Origin of the sequence: Asticcacaulis sp. SL142, assembly GCF_026625745.1 — a bacterium.
GTDB lineage: Bacteria > Pseudomonadota > Alphaproteobacteria > Caulobacterales > Caulobacteraceae > Asticcacaulis.
On the sequence record NZ_CP113061.1, the window covers coordinates 1,360,921 to 1,375,433 of the forward strand.

Here is a 14,513-nt window from a genome sequence, read left to right on the forward strand (position 1 = left end):
ACCGAAGTACTTAGCCTTATGTCCGATTCCGTTTCCCGTTCCAAAACCCAGCTTCGTTCGCGCGCCTGGTTTGACAATCCCGACAATGCCGACATGACGGCGCTCTATCTTGAGCGCTACATGAACTTCGGTCTGTCGCTCGAAGACCTGCAATCGGATAAGCCGATCATCGGCATCGCGCAGACGGGATCGGACCTAAGCCCCTGTAACCGCCATCACATTGAGTTGGCCAAACATATCCGCGACGGCATCATATCCTCCGGCGGTATTCCGCTGGAGTTCCCGGTCCACCCGATTCAGGAAACCGGTAAGCGCCCGACCGCCGGTCTCGACCGCAACCTGGCCTATCTGGGTCTGGTTGAGATCATCTATGGCTATCCGCTCGACGGCGTCGTGCTGACCATCGGTTGCGACAAGACCACCCCCGCCTGTCTGATGGCCGCCGCCACCGTTAACATCCCGTCGATTGCCCTTAGTGTTGGCCCTATGCTCAACGGCTGGTACAAGGGTGAGCGCACGGGGTCCGGCACCATCGTCTGGAAAGCGCGCGAATTGCTGGCCGCAGGTGAGATCGACTATCAGGGCTTCATCAAGCTGGTGGCGTCATCGGCCCCATCAACCGGCTACTGCAACACCATGGGTACGGCCACGACCATGAATTCTCTGGCCGAAGCGCTGGGGATGCAACTGCCCTATTCGGCGGCCATTCCGGCCCCGCACCGCGACCGTCAGGAATGTGCCAACCGCACCGGTAAGCGCATTGTCGAGATGGTCCACGAAGACCTTAAGCCGTCGGATATTCTGACCAAGGAAGCCTTCATCAACGCTATCCGCGTCAATTCTGCCATCGGCGGCTCGACCAACGCCCCGATCCACCTCAACGCTCTGGCCCGCCATATCGGCGTGGACCTCAAGGTCGAGGAATGGCAGCAGTACGGCGAAGAAGTGCCGCTGATCGTCAACCTGATGCCCGCCGGTGAATATCTCGGCGAAGACTATCACCATGCCGGCGGCGTCCCCGCCGTTGTGGGCCAGTTGATCAAGCATGGCCTGATCCATGAAGACGCCATGACGGTGAACGGTAAAACTATTGGTGACAACTGCCGTGACGCCATCATCGAAGACGAAAACGTCATTCGTCCGTTTGAGAAACCGCTTAAGGAAAATGCTGGCTTCCGCGTCCTGTCGGGCAATCTGTTCACCTCGGCCATCATGAAGGTGTCGGTGATCTCACCAGAGTTCCGTGAGCGTTACCTGAATAATCCGGCTGACCTCAACGCCTTTGAAGGCCGCGCCATCGTGTTTGACGGCCCCGAAGACTATCACCACCGTATCGATGATCCGGCGCTTAAGATCGATGAGCACTGCATACTGTTCATGCGCGGGGCCGGGCCCATCGGTTATCCGGGTGCTGCCGAAGTCGTCAATATGCGCTGCCCTGACTATCTGCTGAAACGCGGCATCAAGTCACTGGCCTGTATCGGCGATGGCCGTCAGTCCGGCACGTCGGGCTCGCCGTCGATCCTCAATGCCTCTCCGGAAGCGGCGGCAGGCGGCAACCTCGCCATCCTCAAGACCGATGACCGCGTGCGCGTTGACCTCAACACCAACACCGTCAATGTGCTGATTTCGTATGCCGAGATCGCCGAGCGCCGCGCCGCCCTAGACGCCGCCGGTGGCTTTAAGTACCCTGAGCACCAGACGCCGTGGCAGGAAATGCAACGTGCCGTCGTCGGGCAAATGGATACCGGTGCCGCCCTTGAAAACGCTGTGGCCTATCAGCGCATCGCCCAAACCAAGGGCCTGCCCAGAGACAATCACTAGACGCCGACCCGATTTGGGTTACAACTTAAAGGTTCCGCATATGGCTATGCGGAACCTTTTTTATTTCCTATTTCAGGATGCAGCCGCTTAAAGCCCGTGATCATTCACCTCTATTTTACATTTATACCGCTCAATCGGATCGAAACGATCCCTTGAGGATGGTAGTCAGCGTATACGGGGTTACATGTCGATCCGATCTAGGTTTCTGGCGCTGGTCGCCGGTTTCGCCATCATGGCGTTGGCCATTGCTATGTTGGGGGTTATCAGCATTGCCGACTATAGCCGTATGCTGGGCCAGTATGCGCAGCGGCATGAGACGGTGCGCCGGGCCGAACGGCTCAATGGACTGGTATCGGCTTCCGTGGCGGAATCGCGCGGCATATACCTGTCTGCCAACCTTGAAGCCGCTAAACCTTTCGCAGCCCGCCTTGAGCGCAACCTGAGTGACATCGAAAACCTACTCACCGAACAGCCTGACCTTAGCCCGGATCTGGTGCAGCAAACCCAAGCATTCGTCGTCTTCCGGCGCGAACTGATCCGGCTTGGCACCCAGGTCTCGATTGCCGCTGCCGATAAGCACGGCAATGATGAAGTGGTGCGTCAGATGCGTATGAATTATCAGGCCGACCTTGGGCACTGGGTCGACAGACATCGCCGCGATCTGGAGCGGCACCGCGAGGAGGTCCGCCATTACGGTGATGAGCGGGTGATGCACTTTGTTATTGCCGTGTCCCTGATGCTAGTGGTCATGATCGGGCTGTCGCTGTGGTGGGCAATGACTTACATTTCAAGTCCCATGCAGGATTTGGCCCAATCCATCATCCGCGTCTCAGAAGGCGATTATGACGCGGCTAAAGACGCACCGGCAAAATCCGGCAAGGAGATATCAGCTTTATGGGGGGCTCTGGCGGTTCTGGCTGAGCGCGCCCGCCAGGTCGAAGTGACCGCCCGCGCCGAACGCGAAGCCGAAGAAAAACGCTCCCTCGAAATGCGTCAGATTCTCTTAGACTAGTCTCATTTATGGATTAACCTCACCTGCGTCCGTCAATATTACCTCTTTACGTATCACGAAGACCTGACTTATCAATCATTGCTATTTGCGCGTTTAGGCATAAGATATTCACACAAACATAAGCCTTACGCCGTCAGTAAGGCATAAAATACCACCAGGGAATACACGCCGATATCCGGTATCTGCGTGCAGAGACATAAAGGCAGGGAGACAACCATGTCGATCAAGGCCAGAATACTTACCCTTGTCGCGGCCTTTGCGGCCATGGCGCTGGCAATTGCCGGACTGGGTGTGCTGACCATCCGCGACTATGACCGGATGATGAAAAATTACGGTCTGTCCTATGACAACACCTATTACGGCGAACACCTCAACTATCTGGTGTCCAGCGCTGTCATGGAATCACGGGGCATATATTTGTCCAAGGATACCACCTCAGCCCGCGTCTTTGCCAAGCGACTTGAAAACGATCTGAATGAGATCGAACAGACCCTGGAAGACTGGCGCGTCAATGGCGGGCCGGCCAAGTTGGCCAGCTTTGGGGTGATCGAAAAACAGGCTGCGGATTTTATAACCTTTCGCCGAGAACTGATCCGGTTGGGGACGACCGTATCGCCGGCTGAGGCCGACAAACTGGGCAATAATGAGCGTGCCCGTGCCCGCCGCATCGCTTTTCAGGCCGATGTCGAAAAAGCCGTCATGGCCTCACGCAAGGATCTGGCCAACCATCAGGCCATTGCTCAGGAATACCATGCTAAGCGCGCCATTCATTTTATGACCGTGGCCATTATGGGGATCGCGCTCATGATCGCCATTTCGGTGTGGATCGTCGTGGAGTTTATCTCTAAACCGCTTAAGACCATCGCCAACGCTATCATCAGCGTATCCGAAGGTAAGTATGACACGCCCATACCCGACGCACACCCGCATCATGATCCGGCCCATGTCCATCGCCAGCATGATGAGATATCCGCCGTCTGGCGGGCGATTGAGCACCTGCGTGACCGGGCGATCGAGGCTGACCGGCTGGCGCGGGAACAGCGTGAGGCCGAGCACCTGAAACAGATGGAAATGCGCCAGATTATTCTGGACTGACTGCCTGCATTTACGGCTAACAAGATTTTGACCTTTTAGGCTTAGTGTCCGGGCCATGACCGCCGCCCTTTACCGGACAGAGACTGCTGCCGCGCCTGATGATGCGGATCGCTGGGCTGTGCTGATCCGCGCCGCCGAAGTCACCCTGACCATTTTCTGCGTCTTCATGTTTACCGAAGCGCTGTGGGCACCGCTATTTGCGCCCAATCAGGAAAACGGCGGTGAGACGGCCTGGATGCGCCTGCTGTGGCTGCCGGTATATGGTGCCACGGCCTTGCTGTGCGCCATGCGGATATCGTCATTCCTGCGCATTATCCCCGCCGTATTTGCCATCGGTATATTTGTCGGCCTGGCCTATCTGTCATCGGTGTGGTCTATCGCGCCCGATGTTTCCACCAGGCGGGCCATTGCACTGGCCTTCACCAGCCTGTTCGGGCTTTATCTGGGCGCGCGCTATAAGGGCTCAGACCTGACCCAGATCGTAGGCTTCACCTTTGTGGGGCTGGCGATCGGCTCCTATCTGGCGGCGGCTCTCTACCCCAAGATGGGGATCGCTCACGACATCAATGCCGGGGCCTGGCGCGGACTGTGGCACGAAAAGAACCAGATGGCGGCCATGATGGTGCTGGGGTTCATCGCCGCCTGCGCCTCCGCGTTTCAGGTGCCGGAGCGGCGCAAATTCTGGATTGCTGCCGCCGTGATGATCTTCGTGCTGGTGGTCCTGTCGCGCTCCAAGACCTCACTGCTGGCGTGTCTGTTGAGCCTCGGGGCCATGCCGGTGCTGGTAGCCATTCAGCGCGGCGGGTTGATCAGCGTCGTCATCGTCTGGTTTGCCACCACGGCGGCCACCATAGGTACCGTCGTGTTCATGACCATCCCCGATGTGGTTTTGAAAGCCTTGGGCAAAGACCCGACGTTGACCGGCCGCACCCAGATCTGGGAAGCGCTGGGGCGGCTGTCCGAAGAACGCCCCCTGCTCGGCTATGGCTATAAGGCGTTCTGGGCCGAAGGATCGGTGCCCGCCCTTATCGTGCGGCGCGAAACCCATTGGCCGGTGCCATCAGCGCACAATGGCTGGCTCGATTTGCTGGTGCAGTTGGGCTGGGTCGGGGTGATCACCTTTGGGGTGTTTTTGGCGATCTGTTTTCTGTGCGCCCTGTTTCGGTTTTCGCGCGTTAATGACGGGTTTTTCTCGGTGCTGATCCTGTGTTTGTTCAGCTTTTTGATCCTGTCGGAAAGCTTTATTCTGGGGCAAAACAGCTTGATCTGGGTACTGTTTGTGGCGGCGGCGGCCCGTCTGACCGCCAACCGTTTGCAGACTTAAAATTTCTCCTCCCTACGCCTGCGTGGGGAGGTGGATTGGCGCGTTAACGACGAGACGGAGGGGTAATTCCACCGTACTTATACCCCTCCGTCAGCGACTTCGCGCTGACACCTCCCCATTCTATGGGGAGGAGAACCATGCTTCACCGCGAATAGTGAACCTGCGCATGGGGCCCCAGCGGCAGGTCAAAATGCACCCACCCTGCGGTCATCAATATCCCCGCCACCATAAAACACAGGGCATAGGGCAGCATCAGGGCCAGCAATGACCCCACGCCGTAGGTCGAATCCCACCGCCGGCAAAAGGCCAGAATGAGCGGAAAATAGGACATCAGCGGCGTCATGATATTGGTGTAGCTGTCGCCCATGCGGTAGGCCGCGGTCGTCATTTCGGGCGAAATACCAACCAGCATGAACATCGGCACGACGACGGGGGCGAGCGCCGACCACTTGGCTGAGGCCGAGCCGATAAACAGGTCCAGCACGGATGAGAACAGCAGCACACTGACCAGCAGGATCGGGGCAGGCAGGTCCCAGCTTTTGAGAACTTCGGCACCATTGATGGCCACAATCGGCCCAAGGCCTGACCAGTTGAACATGGCCACGAAATGGGCAGCAAAGAAGGCAAACACAATATAGGGGGCCATGGAGCGTATCCCCTCCCCCATCATGCGCACCACGTCATTGTCCGATTTGACGGTGCCTGCCTTGACGCCAAACGAGATGCCGGTCGCGAGAAACAGCAGGAAAAAGCCAGGGATCAGCGCCGAATAGAACGGCTGCAATTGCGCCGGGCCAGTCTTTGTTTCATCAATCAGCGGCGTATAGCCGGGCCATAGGGCCAGCGCTGCAAACAGGCCGATGATGACTAAAGCCGCGATGCCTGCGGCTTTGAGGCCCTTCTTTTCAGCCTCGGTCACTTCGGACTTGGCCAGTTCAGCTTCGATTTCGGTGTCCTTGGTGCCGCCCCATTTGCCCAGGCGCGGTTCGACGATCTTGTCGGTAATGAACCACACGATAGGCGTAAACAGGAACACAATCGCCACGATGAACCACCAGTTGCCGATCGGGTTCATGGTCCATTCGGGATCAATGATGCGGGCCGCTTCCTGCGTGAACCCAAACAGCAGCACATCGATCTGGCCCGGCGTTATATTACCGGCATAACCGCCGGAAACCGCCGCAAACGCGGCCGCGACACCGACCAGCGGATGCCGCCCGACCGAGGCGTAAATCAACGCGGCCAGCGGGATAAACACCACATAGCCGGTGTCGGAGGCATGGTGCGACAACATACCAATCACCGCCACACACGGCGTCAATATGGCCTTTGGGGCATTGCGTAAGGATGAGCGGATCAGGGCGCTGAACATGCCGGTGCGCTCAGCCACTGCCGCGCCGTACATGACCACCAGCACGACGCCCAATGGTGCAAATCCGGTCAGGGTCTTTGGCATATCGACCAGCAGACGGGTGATGTTTTCCTGCGTGAACAGGCTGTCGGCGGTATAGGTGACGACCCCGTTTTCAAGCGTCGAAAACGGCGGGGCCTTATCTCCGGAAAAGGGGATTGAGGCCGACCAGCCGAGGTAGGCGCCCACAGTCGACAAAATCATCAGAACCAGAATCAGCCACACAAAGATCATGACCGGATCAGGCAGTTTATTGCCTAACCGCTCGATCAGGCCCAGAAAACCCTTCTGGCGTTGTAAGGCATCGCTGTCGGTCATGATCGCTCCCCTGCGTCAAAACCTTAACCTTAGCGGTAAGCGCTTCGCTGTCAAACGCAGATAGTATCGAACGGAATGGTTTTCCGCCTATGCCTTGGCCAGCACGTTATTTGGGCCGTTGATTTATTGTGACGATATCCGTTCCCATGTGCTCTATGAAAAGTGCCTTTAATGCTATCCGGTGAGCATGTGGTTCGTCGGGCTTAATGCCTTCGGCAAGGAATACCCAGTTTACGAACTGATCTGCTGAAACATACCCACTGTCGGGTATGAAATCACGGACATGAACCGGATGATTATTCTGAATACTGCCGCAGTATCCCCAGCCCACACACATACGGCTTCAATTAAATCATCAAATGGGCCTTGTGATCCCATGTGATTTAGAACCCTCTACCCCTTGACCGCCACGCGGGCGATATCGGCCTCGCTAAAGCCCAGCGCTTGCAGGGCCGCAATGGCAATGCCCTCAGCATCAAGGCCCGCATCTGCGTACATGGCATCGGGCTTATCGTGATCCTGGAAACGATCCGGCAGGGTGAGGGTACGGATCTTAAGCCCCGCATCCAGCGCGCCCTCGTCGGCCAGAAAATGCAGCACAAATGCCCCAAAGCCGCCAACCGCGCCTTCTTCGACGGTGATCAGACATTCATGGTGTTTAGCCAGTTGGCGGATAAGGTCTTTGTCGAGCGGCTTGGCAAAACGGGCATCGGCCACCGTAGTCGATAACCCCTTGGCGGCCAGAATATCGGCAGCTTTGAGTGCCTCGCTCAAGCGCGCGCCTAACGACAGTATGGCGACTTTTGAGCCTTCGCGCACAATCCGGCCTTTGCCGATCTCAAGCGGGTCGGCCAGTTCGGGTATCACCGCCCCCGTGCCTTCGCCGCGCGGGTATCTGAACGCTGACGGGCCGTCATCATAGGCGGTGGCGGTGGCGATCATGGCGGCCAGTTCGGCTTCATCGGACGCGGCCATCAAGACCATGCCCGGCAAGGCCCCCAGATAGCCCACATCAAACGTGCCCGCATGAGTGGCACCATCGGCCCCGACCAGACCGGCCCGATCAATAGCAAAGCGCACCGGCAGATCCTGCAAGGCGACATCGTGCGCCACCTGATCATAGCCGCGCTGTAAAAACGTCGAATAGATGGCGCAGAACGGCTTCATGCCATCGGCCGCTAAGCCTGCCGCAAAGGTCACCGCATGCTGCTCGGCAATGCCGACATCAAAGGTGCGATCAGGGAAAATTTCGGCAAAGCGGTCAAGTCCGGTGCCCGATGGCATGGCGGCGGTAATGCCGACGATCTTCGAGTCGATGCGGGCGCGTTTGATCAGTTCCGAGGCAAACACATCGGTATAGCTGGGGGCATTGGCCTTGGGCTTTGACTGCTCACCGGTGACCACATCGAACTTGGCGACGCCGTGATATTTGTCAGCCGCACTTTCGGCGTGGACATAGCCCTTGCCCTTTTGCGTGACCACATGGACCAGCACCGGCCGGTCTGTGATCGAATGAGCTTTTTTGAGCACGGCCAGCAGGTGCTCCATATTGTGGCCGTCAATCGGGCCAACATAATAAAAGCCCAATTCCTCAAAAAACGTACCCCCGGTGACCATGCCGCGGGTAAATTCTTCGGCCTTACGCGCGGCCTCGAACAATGGGCGCGGCAGGCGCTCAGCCACCGACTTGCCGAACTTGCGGAACGATTGATAGGCCCCGCCAGAGACGAGGTTGGCCAGGTAAGCGCTCATGCCCCCGACCGGCGGGGCGATCGACATGTCATTGTCGTTGAGGATAACCGTCAGGCTTTTGGTCGTCTCGCAGGCGTTGTTCATGGCCTCATAGGCCATGCCGGCTGACATGGAACCATCGCCGATCACGGCCACAACGCGGTTATCCCGGCCCTGAAGGTCGCGGGCGGCGCAGAATCCAAGCGCTGCCGAGATCGAGGTGGCGGCATGGGCGGCCCCGAACGGATCGTATTCGCTCTCTGAGCGTTTGGTGAAGCCCGACAGCCCGCCGCCCTGACGCAGGGTGCGGATACGGTCGCGCCGCCCGGTCAAAAGCTTATGCGGATAGGTCTGATGGCCCACATCCCAGATCAGAATATCTTTCGGCGTTTCAAAGACATGATGCAGCGCCACCGTCAGTTCGACCACGCCGAGCGCTGAGCCCAGATGACCGCCGGTTTTTGAGACCACATCGATGGTTTCCAGACGCACCTCATCGGCCAGCGCTTTCAGATCATGAAAGCTCAAAGACCTAATACGTTCAGGCGGAGACAGGGTGTCGAGGACGGGCGTTACAGACGACATATTCATTACGCTTAAGAATATAGATTTTTGAATCGCTTTGAAATAACTAAATTATCGCCTCATTTGCGGCGATACGCGCTGGCTTCAGCTATCAACTCTGGCGATTAAGCACAAAATCAACACTTTCGCGTAAGAACCTCGCATCCGATCCGAACATATCGAGACGGGCCTTGGCCTGATCGGCCAGAATTTTGACCCGCGCCTTGGCCTCTTCGACGCCCAGCAGGGTCACAAAATTGGTTTTGCCCTTGGCGGCATCCTTACCGCCGGTGGCTTTGCCCAGCAGATCAGGATCGCCTTCGACATCAAGCAGGTCATCGGCAATCTGATAGGCCAGCCCCAGATCCTGCGCAAAGTGTGTCAGGGCATGGGATTCGCGGTCACCGGCATCGGCAATGATCAGCGGGATTTCAAAGGCAAATACGATCAAAGCGCCGGTTTTCAGGCGCTGCATCCGCGCCACACCGCCCATATCGTCCGACACCCCGATCAGGTCGATCATCTGGCCGCCCGCCATGCCGTGGGCCCCTGACGCCTGCGCCAGACGCGTCACCAGGTCGCAGCGCACCAGCGGATCTTCGTGGGTGTCTTCCGACGCCATGATTTCAAACGCCACGCTTTGCAGGGCATCGCCCGCCAGCACGGCGGTCGCTTCGTCATAGGCGCGGTGCACGGTTAGCTGCCCGCGCCGGATATCGTCATCGTCCATGCACGGCAGATCATCGTGGATCAGACTATAGGCGTGGATGCACTCTAACGCACACGCCGCCCGCAGAACGGCCCGTTCATCAACATCGAACAAACGCCCGGTTTCGAGCGCAAAGAACGGCCGCAGCCGCTTACCCGGCCCCAGCGCCGCATAGCGCATAGCCTCGGTCAGGCGCTGCTCCGGCCCGTCGGCGCGTGGCAAAAGCTCATCCAGCGCCATCGTCACCAAATCCGCCGTCTCCTGCATCCGCTGGCGCAAGGGGGGGAGGTCGGAATTGGCGGCCATCAGGGTCAAGGCTTAGATCTTTCTCATTTAAGGCGTCACATGAGTGCGCAGCAATGCGCTGTATTAGTTGAACTCTGCGGGGGCAACCCCTTCGACCTGCCCGGTCTTGGACAGGGATATTTTTTCGACCTGAATACGGGCGTCCTCAAGGCGCTTTTCGCAGTGCTTTTTCAACTCCGCCCCGTAGGTGTAGAGTTTAAGCGATTCTTCCAGTGGCGCCGCACCCGACTCAAGCTTTTGCACGACCTTTTCAAGCTGGCTTAAAGCGTCCTCAAAAGACAAGGCGGAAATATCGTTTACAGCTTCGGTCATGGCGCGGATAAATTCTCTTGCGGCGATATATTCGTAACAGGCTTTAAGCCCTAAATTTCACCATATCAACCCTGTTTAGGGCCTAACAGACCGCTGATCAGCGCGCTTCGTAGCGGCGGCAGCCCCAATATTTGAAGCCCTGTTCATGGGTTTTGGCATAGCCGGACCGCTTCAGTTCGCGCGAAATCATGTAGTTGAAATAGCCATGAGCCATGAGCACGACCTCATCGCCGCCGCTCGCCCGTTCCAGCAGGAAATCGGCGGCTTTGCGGGCGCGGGCCTCGGCCTGACGGCGGGTTTCCTGGCCTTTGTGATTATTGAACGCCCACCACCAGAAGCGTGAAATTGCCCCCCAGTGCTTGGGGCTGAAGGTCAGGCTGTCGGGAAAATTCGGCGGCGGCAGGGGCGCTTCGATAAACAGATCAAGCGATTCGAACTCGCGCTCACCACAGGCCATGCGGGCGGTCTCCAGCGCTCTCTGACGGGTCGATGACAGCAGATGTCGGGCGCGGGCGATATAGTCCTTGAGAACCTGCGGCGGTTGCTGCCCTTCGAGCAGCCCCCCCACCTCATAACGCGCCCACCAGTCGCCATAGCCTTTGGCGGTCAGCTTGATCCGCCGCGACAATGCTGGCTCGCCATGACGGACCAGCGTAATGGCTCCGCCCTTATGACGCGATGTGCTGCCCTTATCCGTCACCTTGCCCCCGGCCGGGGTATCAAGAGACTGCGGACTGAACGCCGACACCCCCATTTAAGGCCCCGATGGTTATTGACTACGATCTAAGCTCGTAGCCTGACGGGGACTTCAAAACAAGGCTCTTTTAAGTTTGCGCTCAGGGTCTTTGCAGGCCGAAATGGATGACATCAGTGCGGCCGGTACGGAAACCGGCCTCGCAATAGGCCAGATAAAACAGCCACTGCTTACGGAATGGGCCATCAAATCCGCTGATGCGCCCCGCCTTCCATGCCGCCTCAAAACGCTGCGCCCACAGTTTCAGTGTATGGGCGTAATCAAGGGCAAAACCGTAGGTTTTCAGCGGTGACAACCCTACACGCACGGCCTGATCTTTAAGCTTTGTAAGGCTTGGCAACATGCCACCAGGGAAGATGTATTTCTGAATAAAATCCGAACGCTGACGGTATTCGTCAAACAGGTCATCACGGATGGTAATGATCTGAAGGCCCGCCTTACCGCCGGGTTTCAGGCGCGCCTTGACCTGATCGAAATAGGCATCCCAATAGGCTTCGCCGACCGCCTCGAACATCTCAATGGAGACAACGGCGTCAAATTCGCCCTCAACGTCGCGATAGTCCATCAGGCGGATATCCACAAGATTATCAAGCCCGTGGCGCTTCATGCGCGCCGTCGCATAATCGGCTTGAGCCGGGGATATGGTCAGGCAGGTGACCTTGGCCCCGATGGTTTGCGCCGCATATTGGGCGAATCCCCCCCACCCGCAGCCGATTTCAAGCACATGCTGACCGGGCTTGAGATCAACCAGCTTAGCCAGCGCCGCATATTTGGCGGCCTGCGCCGTTTCAAGGTCGGTTTCACTTTCAAATAAGGCCGACGAATAGGTCATGCTGGGGTCAAGCCACTGACCATAGAAATCATTGCCCAGATCATAGTGCGCAAAAATATTGCGCTTGGAGCCCTCTTTGGTGTTTTTATTAAAGGCGTGGACGATATTGTTAAACGCCCGCACCAGCGGATTGCCAACCAGCAATATCTTAAGCTTATCAAGGTTGTGGCTGAGCACCGTCAACAAAGCGGCCAGATCGGGGGTATCCCATTCGCCTTCGCGGTAGCCGTCGCAGAAGCCGATATCGCCCGACGCCATCACCCGGCGGATAAACCGGGTGTTCTTTACCTGCAATTGCGCCGAAGGCCCCTCTTCTACCCCCGTAAGCGACCAGACGCCGCCATTCGGAAACACAATATCCAGGCGGCCTTTACGCCAGTTTTTATTGAGAATTTTCAGTATTTTGCGGAACGCCGCCGGTAAAATAGACATATCCACCGGCTTAAGCGCAGTTGAGGTGCGCGCGGCTGTATCTGACGCAGAGTGGTTTACTGGTGACGTGAGCATACGCAGGCACCCTTCCTCTTTGTTTGAGGCAAATATATCTTATTTAATGAGACGAAGACACAAAAAAGCGATACCCGATGCTACCGCACTGGCCACAGCACCCCAGCCTATGTCTATGTAAGATAATGGCGCTGACCAGTTTCTGACCACGGCTAAGGCGGTAAGATTATAGGTGCCATAACCGATCAGCCCGACAACAAAGCCATTCGTTACCACCGACATCAGCGGCGATAAGCCGTAAGGGCTGACCTGACCGCTGGCCGCCGGATAAACCGCAAACCAGGTCAGGCCAAAGACATAAAGAATGTAAAACAGGATCGCGGGCGGAACATTGAATTTTTCCAGTAAAAGATCGCCCATCATAGGGCGGTAAATCCGGCCCGCCATATTCGACAGCCACAGAAAATCCAGTACCGCAAAGATTATGAATACCGCGCCGTAGCTGAGGGCGAACTTTGCCATGATTTAAATCCGCGCAAACGGTTTAAGCAGCTTACCCAGCAAGGTCTTGGGCGCAATCGGCGCCAAGGCCGAAATCAGGCAGATACATTCCTGCCCGCCCGCAATCGCCGGAGCGTGAATATCGCCCGGTGCCTGCGCCACCAGATCGCCGGGCAGATAATCCCCGCCAACATCTGAAAACCGCCCGGTCAGCACGACCGTTAGTTCAAGGCCCTTATGGTCATGGTCGGGCATGTTCATGCCGCCCTTAACGCCCATCAGATAGGTGTGCGCGCCGTCAGTTTCATTATCCAGCGAGGCAATCCACACACCGGGGGCGGCCCAGTAACGCGGCTTGAAATCCTGCGCTGTCAGGCCCGTCGGAAGGGCGATCCCTTCGAGATAGGGCTTAGGCTTGGCGGGCTTGGCAATGGCTTGGGCCACGCTCTCTTCCGGCCGCTCAATGCGCGCCAACGCCAGATCGAGCGCGTCGGCTGACATCTCAACACCGTCGGTATCCTCAAGCAGAGCCGCGCCGATCACGTCAAACAGACGAAGCTGCGCCCGGCACTCGGCACAGGTCTCGGCATGGGCGCGCACGGTCAGGGCCTGCCCGCGCGGCATCCGCCCGCTATGGTAATCCAGCAAAAGTTCAGTCGTGGGGTGGTGCATAACGCTACTCATGATCTTAACACAGGGTCTTTGGCGAGCGAGGCTTCATACGCGCTTTTGAGGCGCATCATGGCCAGGCGCAGTCTGGATTTAACGGTGCCCAACGGTATCGACAGGGCGGCGGCAATTTCACCGTGGGACAGGTCTTCAAAAAACGACAGCCGGATGACTTCCATCTGCTCCGGCGGCAGGTTCTGCATCAGGGCGGCCATGGACTTAACCGACTGAGCGGTGATCACCGCGTCATCGGCGGCCCGATCCGGCTCAGGCGCCCACAGATCTTCGGGCAATTCCTTGACGCGCTGAAGCTTACGCAGATTATCAATGCGCAGATTGCGGGCAATGGCATAGATTCCAAGTCGAACCTTGAGCTTTACTAGGGTCAAAATAGTGGGCCTTGCGCCAGACATTGAGCAGCGTGTCCTGCGCCAGATCTTCGGCCTCAGACGCATTCATCCCGCGCCCCATCATGAAGGCTTTGAGTCTTGGCGCAAACTGCGAAAACAGACGCGCATAGGCCGCCCGGTCGCGATCAACGGCGATTTTAAGGATCAGGGCCTCTACCGTGGCAGCACGCAGGTCGTCATGAGACATAATGTATGATGCGCCAATCTGAGGGCGCACGTCAAACACTTCCGCGGTGAAGGCGGCGGGGTCCAGGGTCAGGGTCGACATGCGCTGTTTCATGACGGTTAATACGG

Annotated in this window: 14 protein-coding genes; 4 read left to right on the forward strand and 10 right to left on the reverse strand. The window is 57.6% G+C overall.

Annotated features, from left to right (window positions below; translation table 11 throughout):
- Positions 1 to 18 precede the first annotated feature (18 nt).
- From OVA03_RS06205 to OVA03_RS06220, 4 genes are all read left to right on the forward strand, one after another.
- Entirely contained in the window at positions 19 to 1,824 is a 1,806-nt protein-coding gene (locus tag OVA03_RS06205) for an IlvD/Edd family dehydratase (protein ID WP_267527275.1), read from the forward strand.
- A gap of 184 nt (positions 1,825 to 2,008) precedes the next feature.
- On the forward strand, positions 2,009 to 2,836 hold the full coding sequence (locus tag OVA03_RS06210; protein WP_267527276.1) for a hypothetical protein: 828 nt from the start codon (positions 2,009 to 2,011) through the stop codon (positions 2,834 to 2,836).
- Positions 2,837 to 3,052: 216 nt separating this feature from the next.
- Positions 3,053 to 3,931 (forward strand): HAMP domain-containing protein, encoded by an 879-nt coding sequence (locus OVA03_RS06215; protein WP_267527277.1) that lies wholly within the window; start codon positions 3,053 to 3,055, stop codon positions 3,929 to 3,931.
- Between the two features lie 55 nt (positions 3,932 to 3,986).
- Positions 3,987 to 5,255 carry an O-antigen ligase family protein gene (locus tag OVA03_RS06220; RefSeq protein ID WP_267527278.1) on the forward strand — a complete coding sequence of 423 codons (1,269 nt, stop codon included), beginning with the start codon at positions 3,987 to 3,989 and terminating at the stop codon, positions 5,253 to 5,255.
- Between the two features lie 142 nt (positions 5,256 to 5,397).
- Here the strand turns inward: OVA03_RS06220 and OVA03_RS06225 are convergent, their stop codons facing one another.
- From OVA03_RS06225 to OVA03_RS06270, 10 genes are all read right to left on the reverse strand, one after another.
- Positions 5,398 to 6,984, reverse strand: a complete 1,587-nt coding sequence (locus tag OVA03_RS06225; RefSeq protein WP_267527279.1) for an AbgT family transporter — start codon at positions 6,982 to 6,984, stop codon at positions 5,398 to 5,400.
- Positions 6,985 to 7,377: 393 nt separating this feature from the next.
- Entirely contained in the window at positions 7,378 to 9,300 is a 1,923-nt protein-coding gene (dxs, locus tag OVA03_RS06230; protein WP_267527280.1) for a 1-deoxy-D-xylulose-5-phosphate synthase, read from the reverse strand.
- A 91-nt stretch (positions 9,301 to 9,391) separates the two neighbouring features.
- Positions 9,392 to 10,303, reverse strand: a complete 912-nt coding sequence (locus OVA03_RS06235) for a polyprenyl synthetase family protein (protein WP_267527281.1) — start codon at positions 10,301 to 10,303, stop codon at positions 9,392 to 9,394.
- Positions 10,304 to 10,357: 54 nt separating this feature from the next.
- Positions 10,358 to 10,606 carry an exodeoxyribonuclease VII small subunit gene (locus OVA03_RS06240; RefSeq protein ID WP_189485773.1) on the reverse strand — a complete coding sequence of 83 codons (249 nt, stop codon included), beginning with the start codon at positions 10,604 to 10,606 and terminating at the stop codon, positions 10,358 to 10,360.
- 97 nt (positions 10,607 to 10,703) lie between these two features.
- Positions 10,704 to 11,360: a histidine phosphatase family protein gene (locus OVA03_RS06245; RefSeq protein ID WP_420710486.1), complete on the reverse strand. Its 657-nt coding sequence runs from the start codon at positions 11,358 to 11,360 to the stop codon at positions 10,704 to 10,706.
- A gap of 82 nt (positions 11,361 to 11,442) precedes the next feature.
- Positions 11,443 to 12,699, reverse strand: a complete 1,257-nt coding sequence (locus OVA03_RS06250; protein WP_267527283.1) for an SAM-dependent methyltransferase — start codon at positions 12,697 to 12,699, stop codon at positions 11,443 to 11,445.
- A gap of 39 nt (positions 12,700 to 12,738) precedes the next feature.
- Complete coding sequence (locus tag OVA03_RS06255; RefSeq protein ID WP_267527284.1) at positions 12,739 to 13,161, reverse strand: DUF2177 family protein; 423 nt, start codon at positions 13,159 to 13,161, stop codon at positions 12,739 to 12,741.
- Between the two features lie 3 nt (positions 13,162 to 13,164).
- Positions 13,165 to 13,824, reverse strand: coding sequence for a ChrR family anti-sigma-E factor (locus tag OVA03_RS06260; RefSeq protein ID WP_267527285.1), 660 nt, complete (start codon positions 13,822 to 13,824; stop codon positions 13,165 to 13,167).
- Positions 13,821 to 14,198: a sigma-70 family RNA polymerase sigma factor gene (locus tag OVA03_RS06265; protein WP_267527286.1), complete on the reverse strand. Its 378-nt coding sequence runs from the start codon at positions 14,196 to 14,198 to the stop codon at positions 13,821 to 13,823. Before OVA03_RS06265 ends, OVA03_RS06260 begins: the two co-directional genes overlap by 4 nt.
- On the reverse strand, positions 14,134 to 14,487 hold the full coding sequence (locus OVA03_RS06270; RefSeq protein ID WP_267527287.1) for a sigma factor: 354 nt from the start codon (positions 14,485 to 14,487) through the stop codon (positions 14,134 to 14,136). The genes OVA03_RS06265 and OVA03_RS06270 overlap by 65 nt, the downstream gene beginning before the upstream one ends.
- Positions 14,488 to 14,513: the final 26 nt, after the last annotated feature.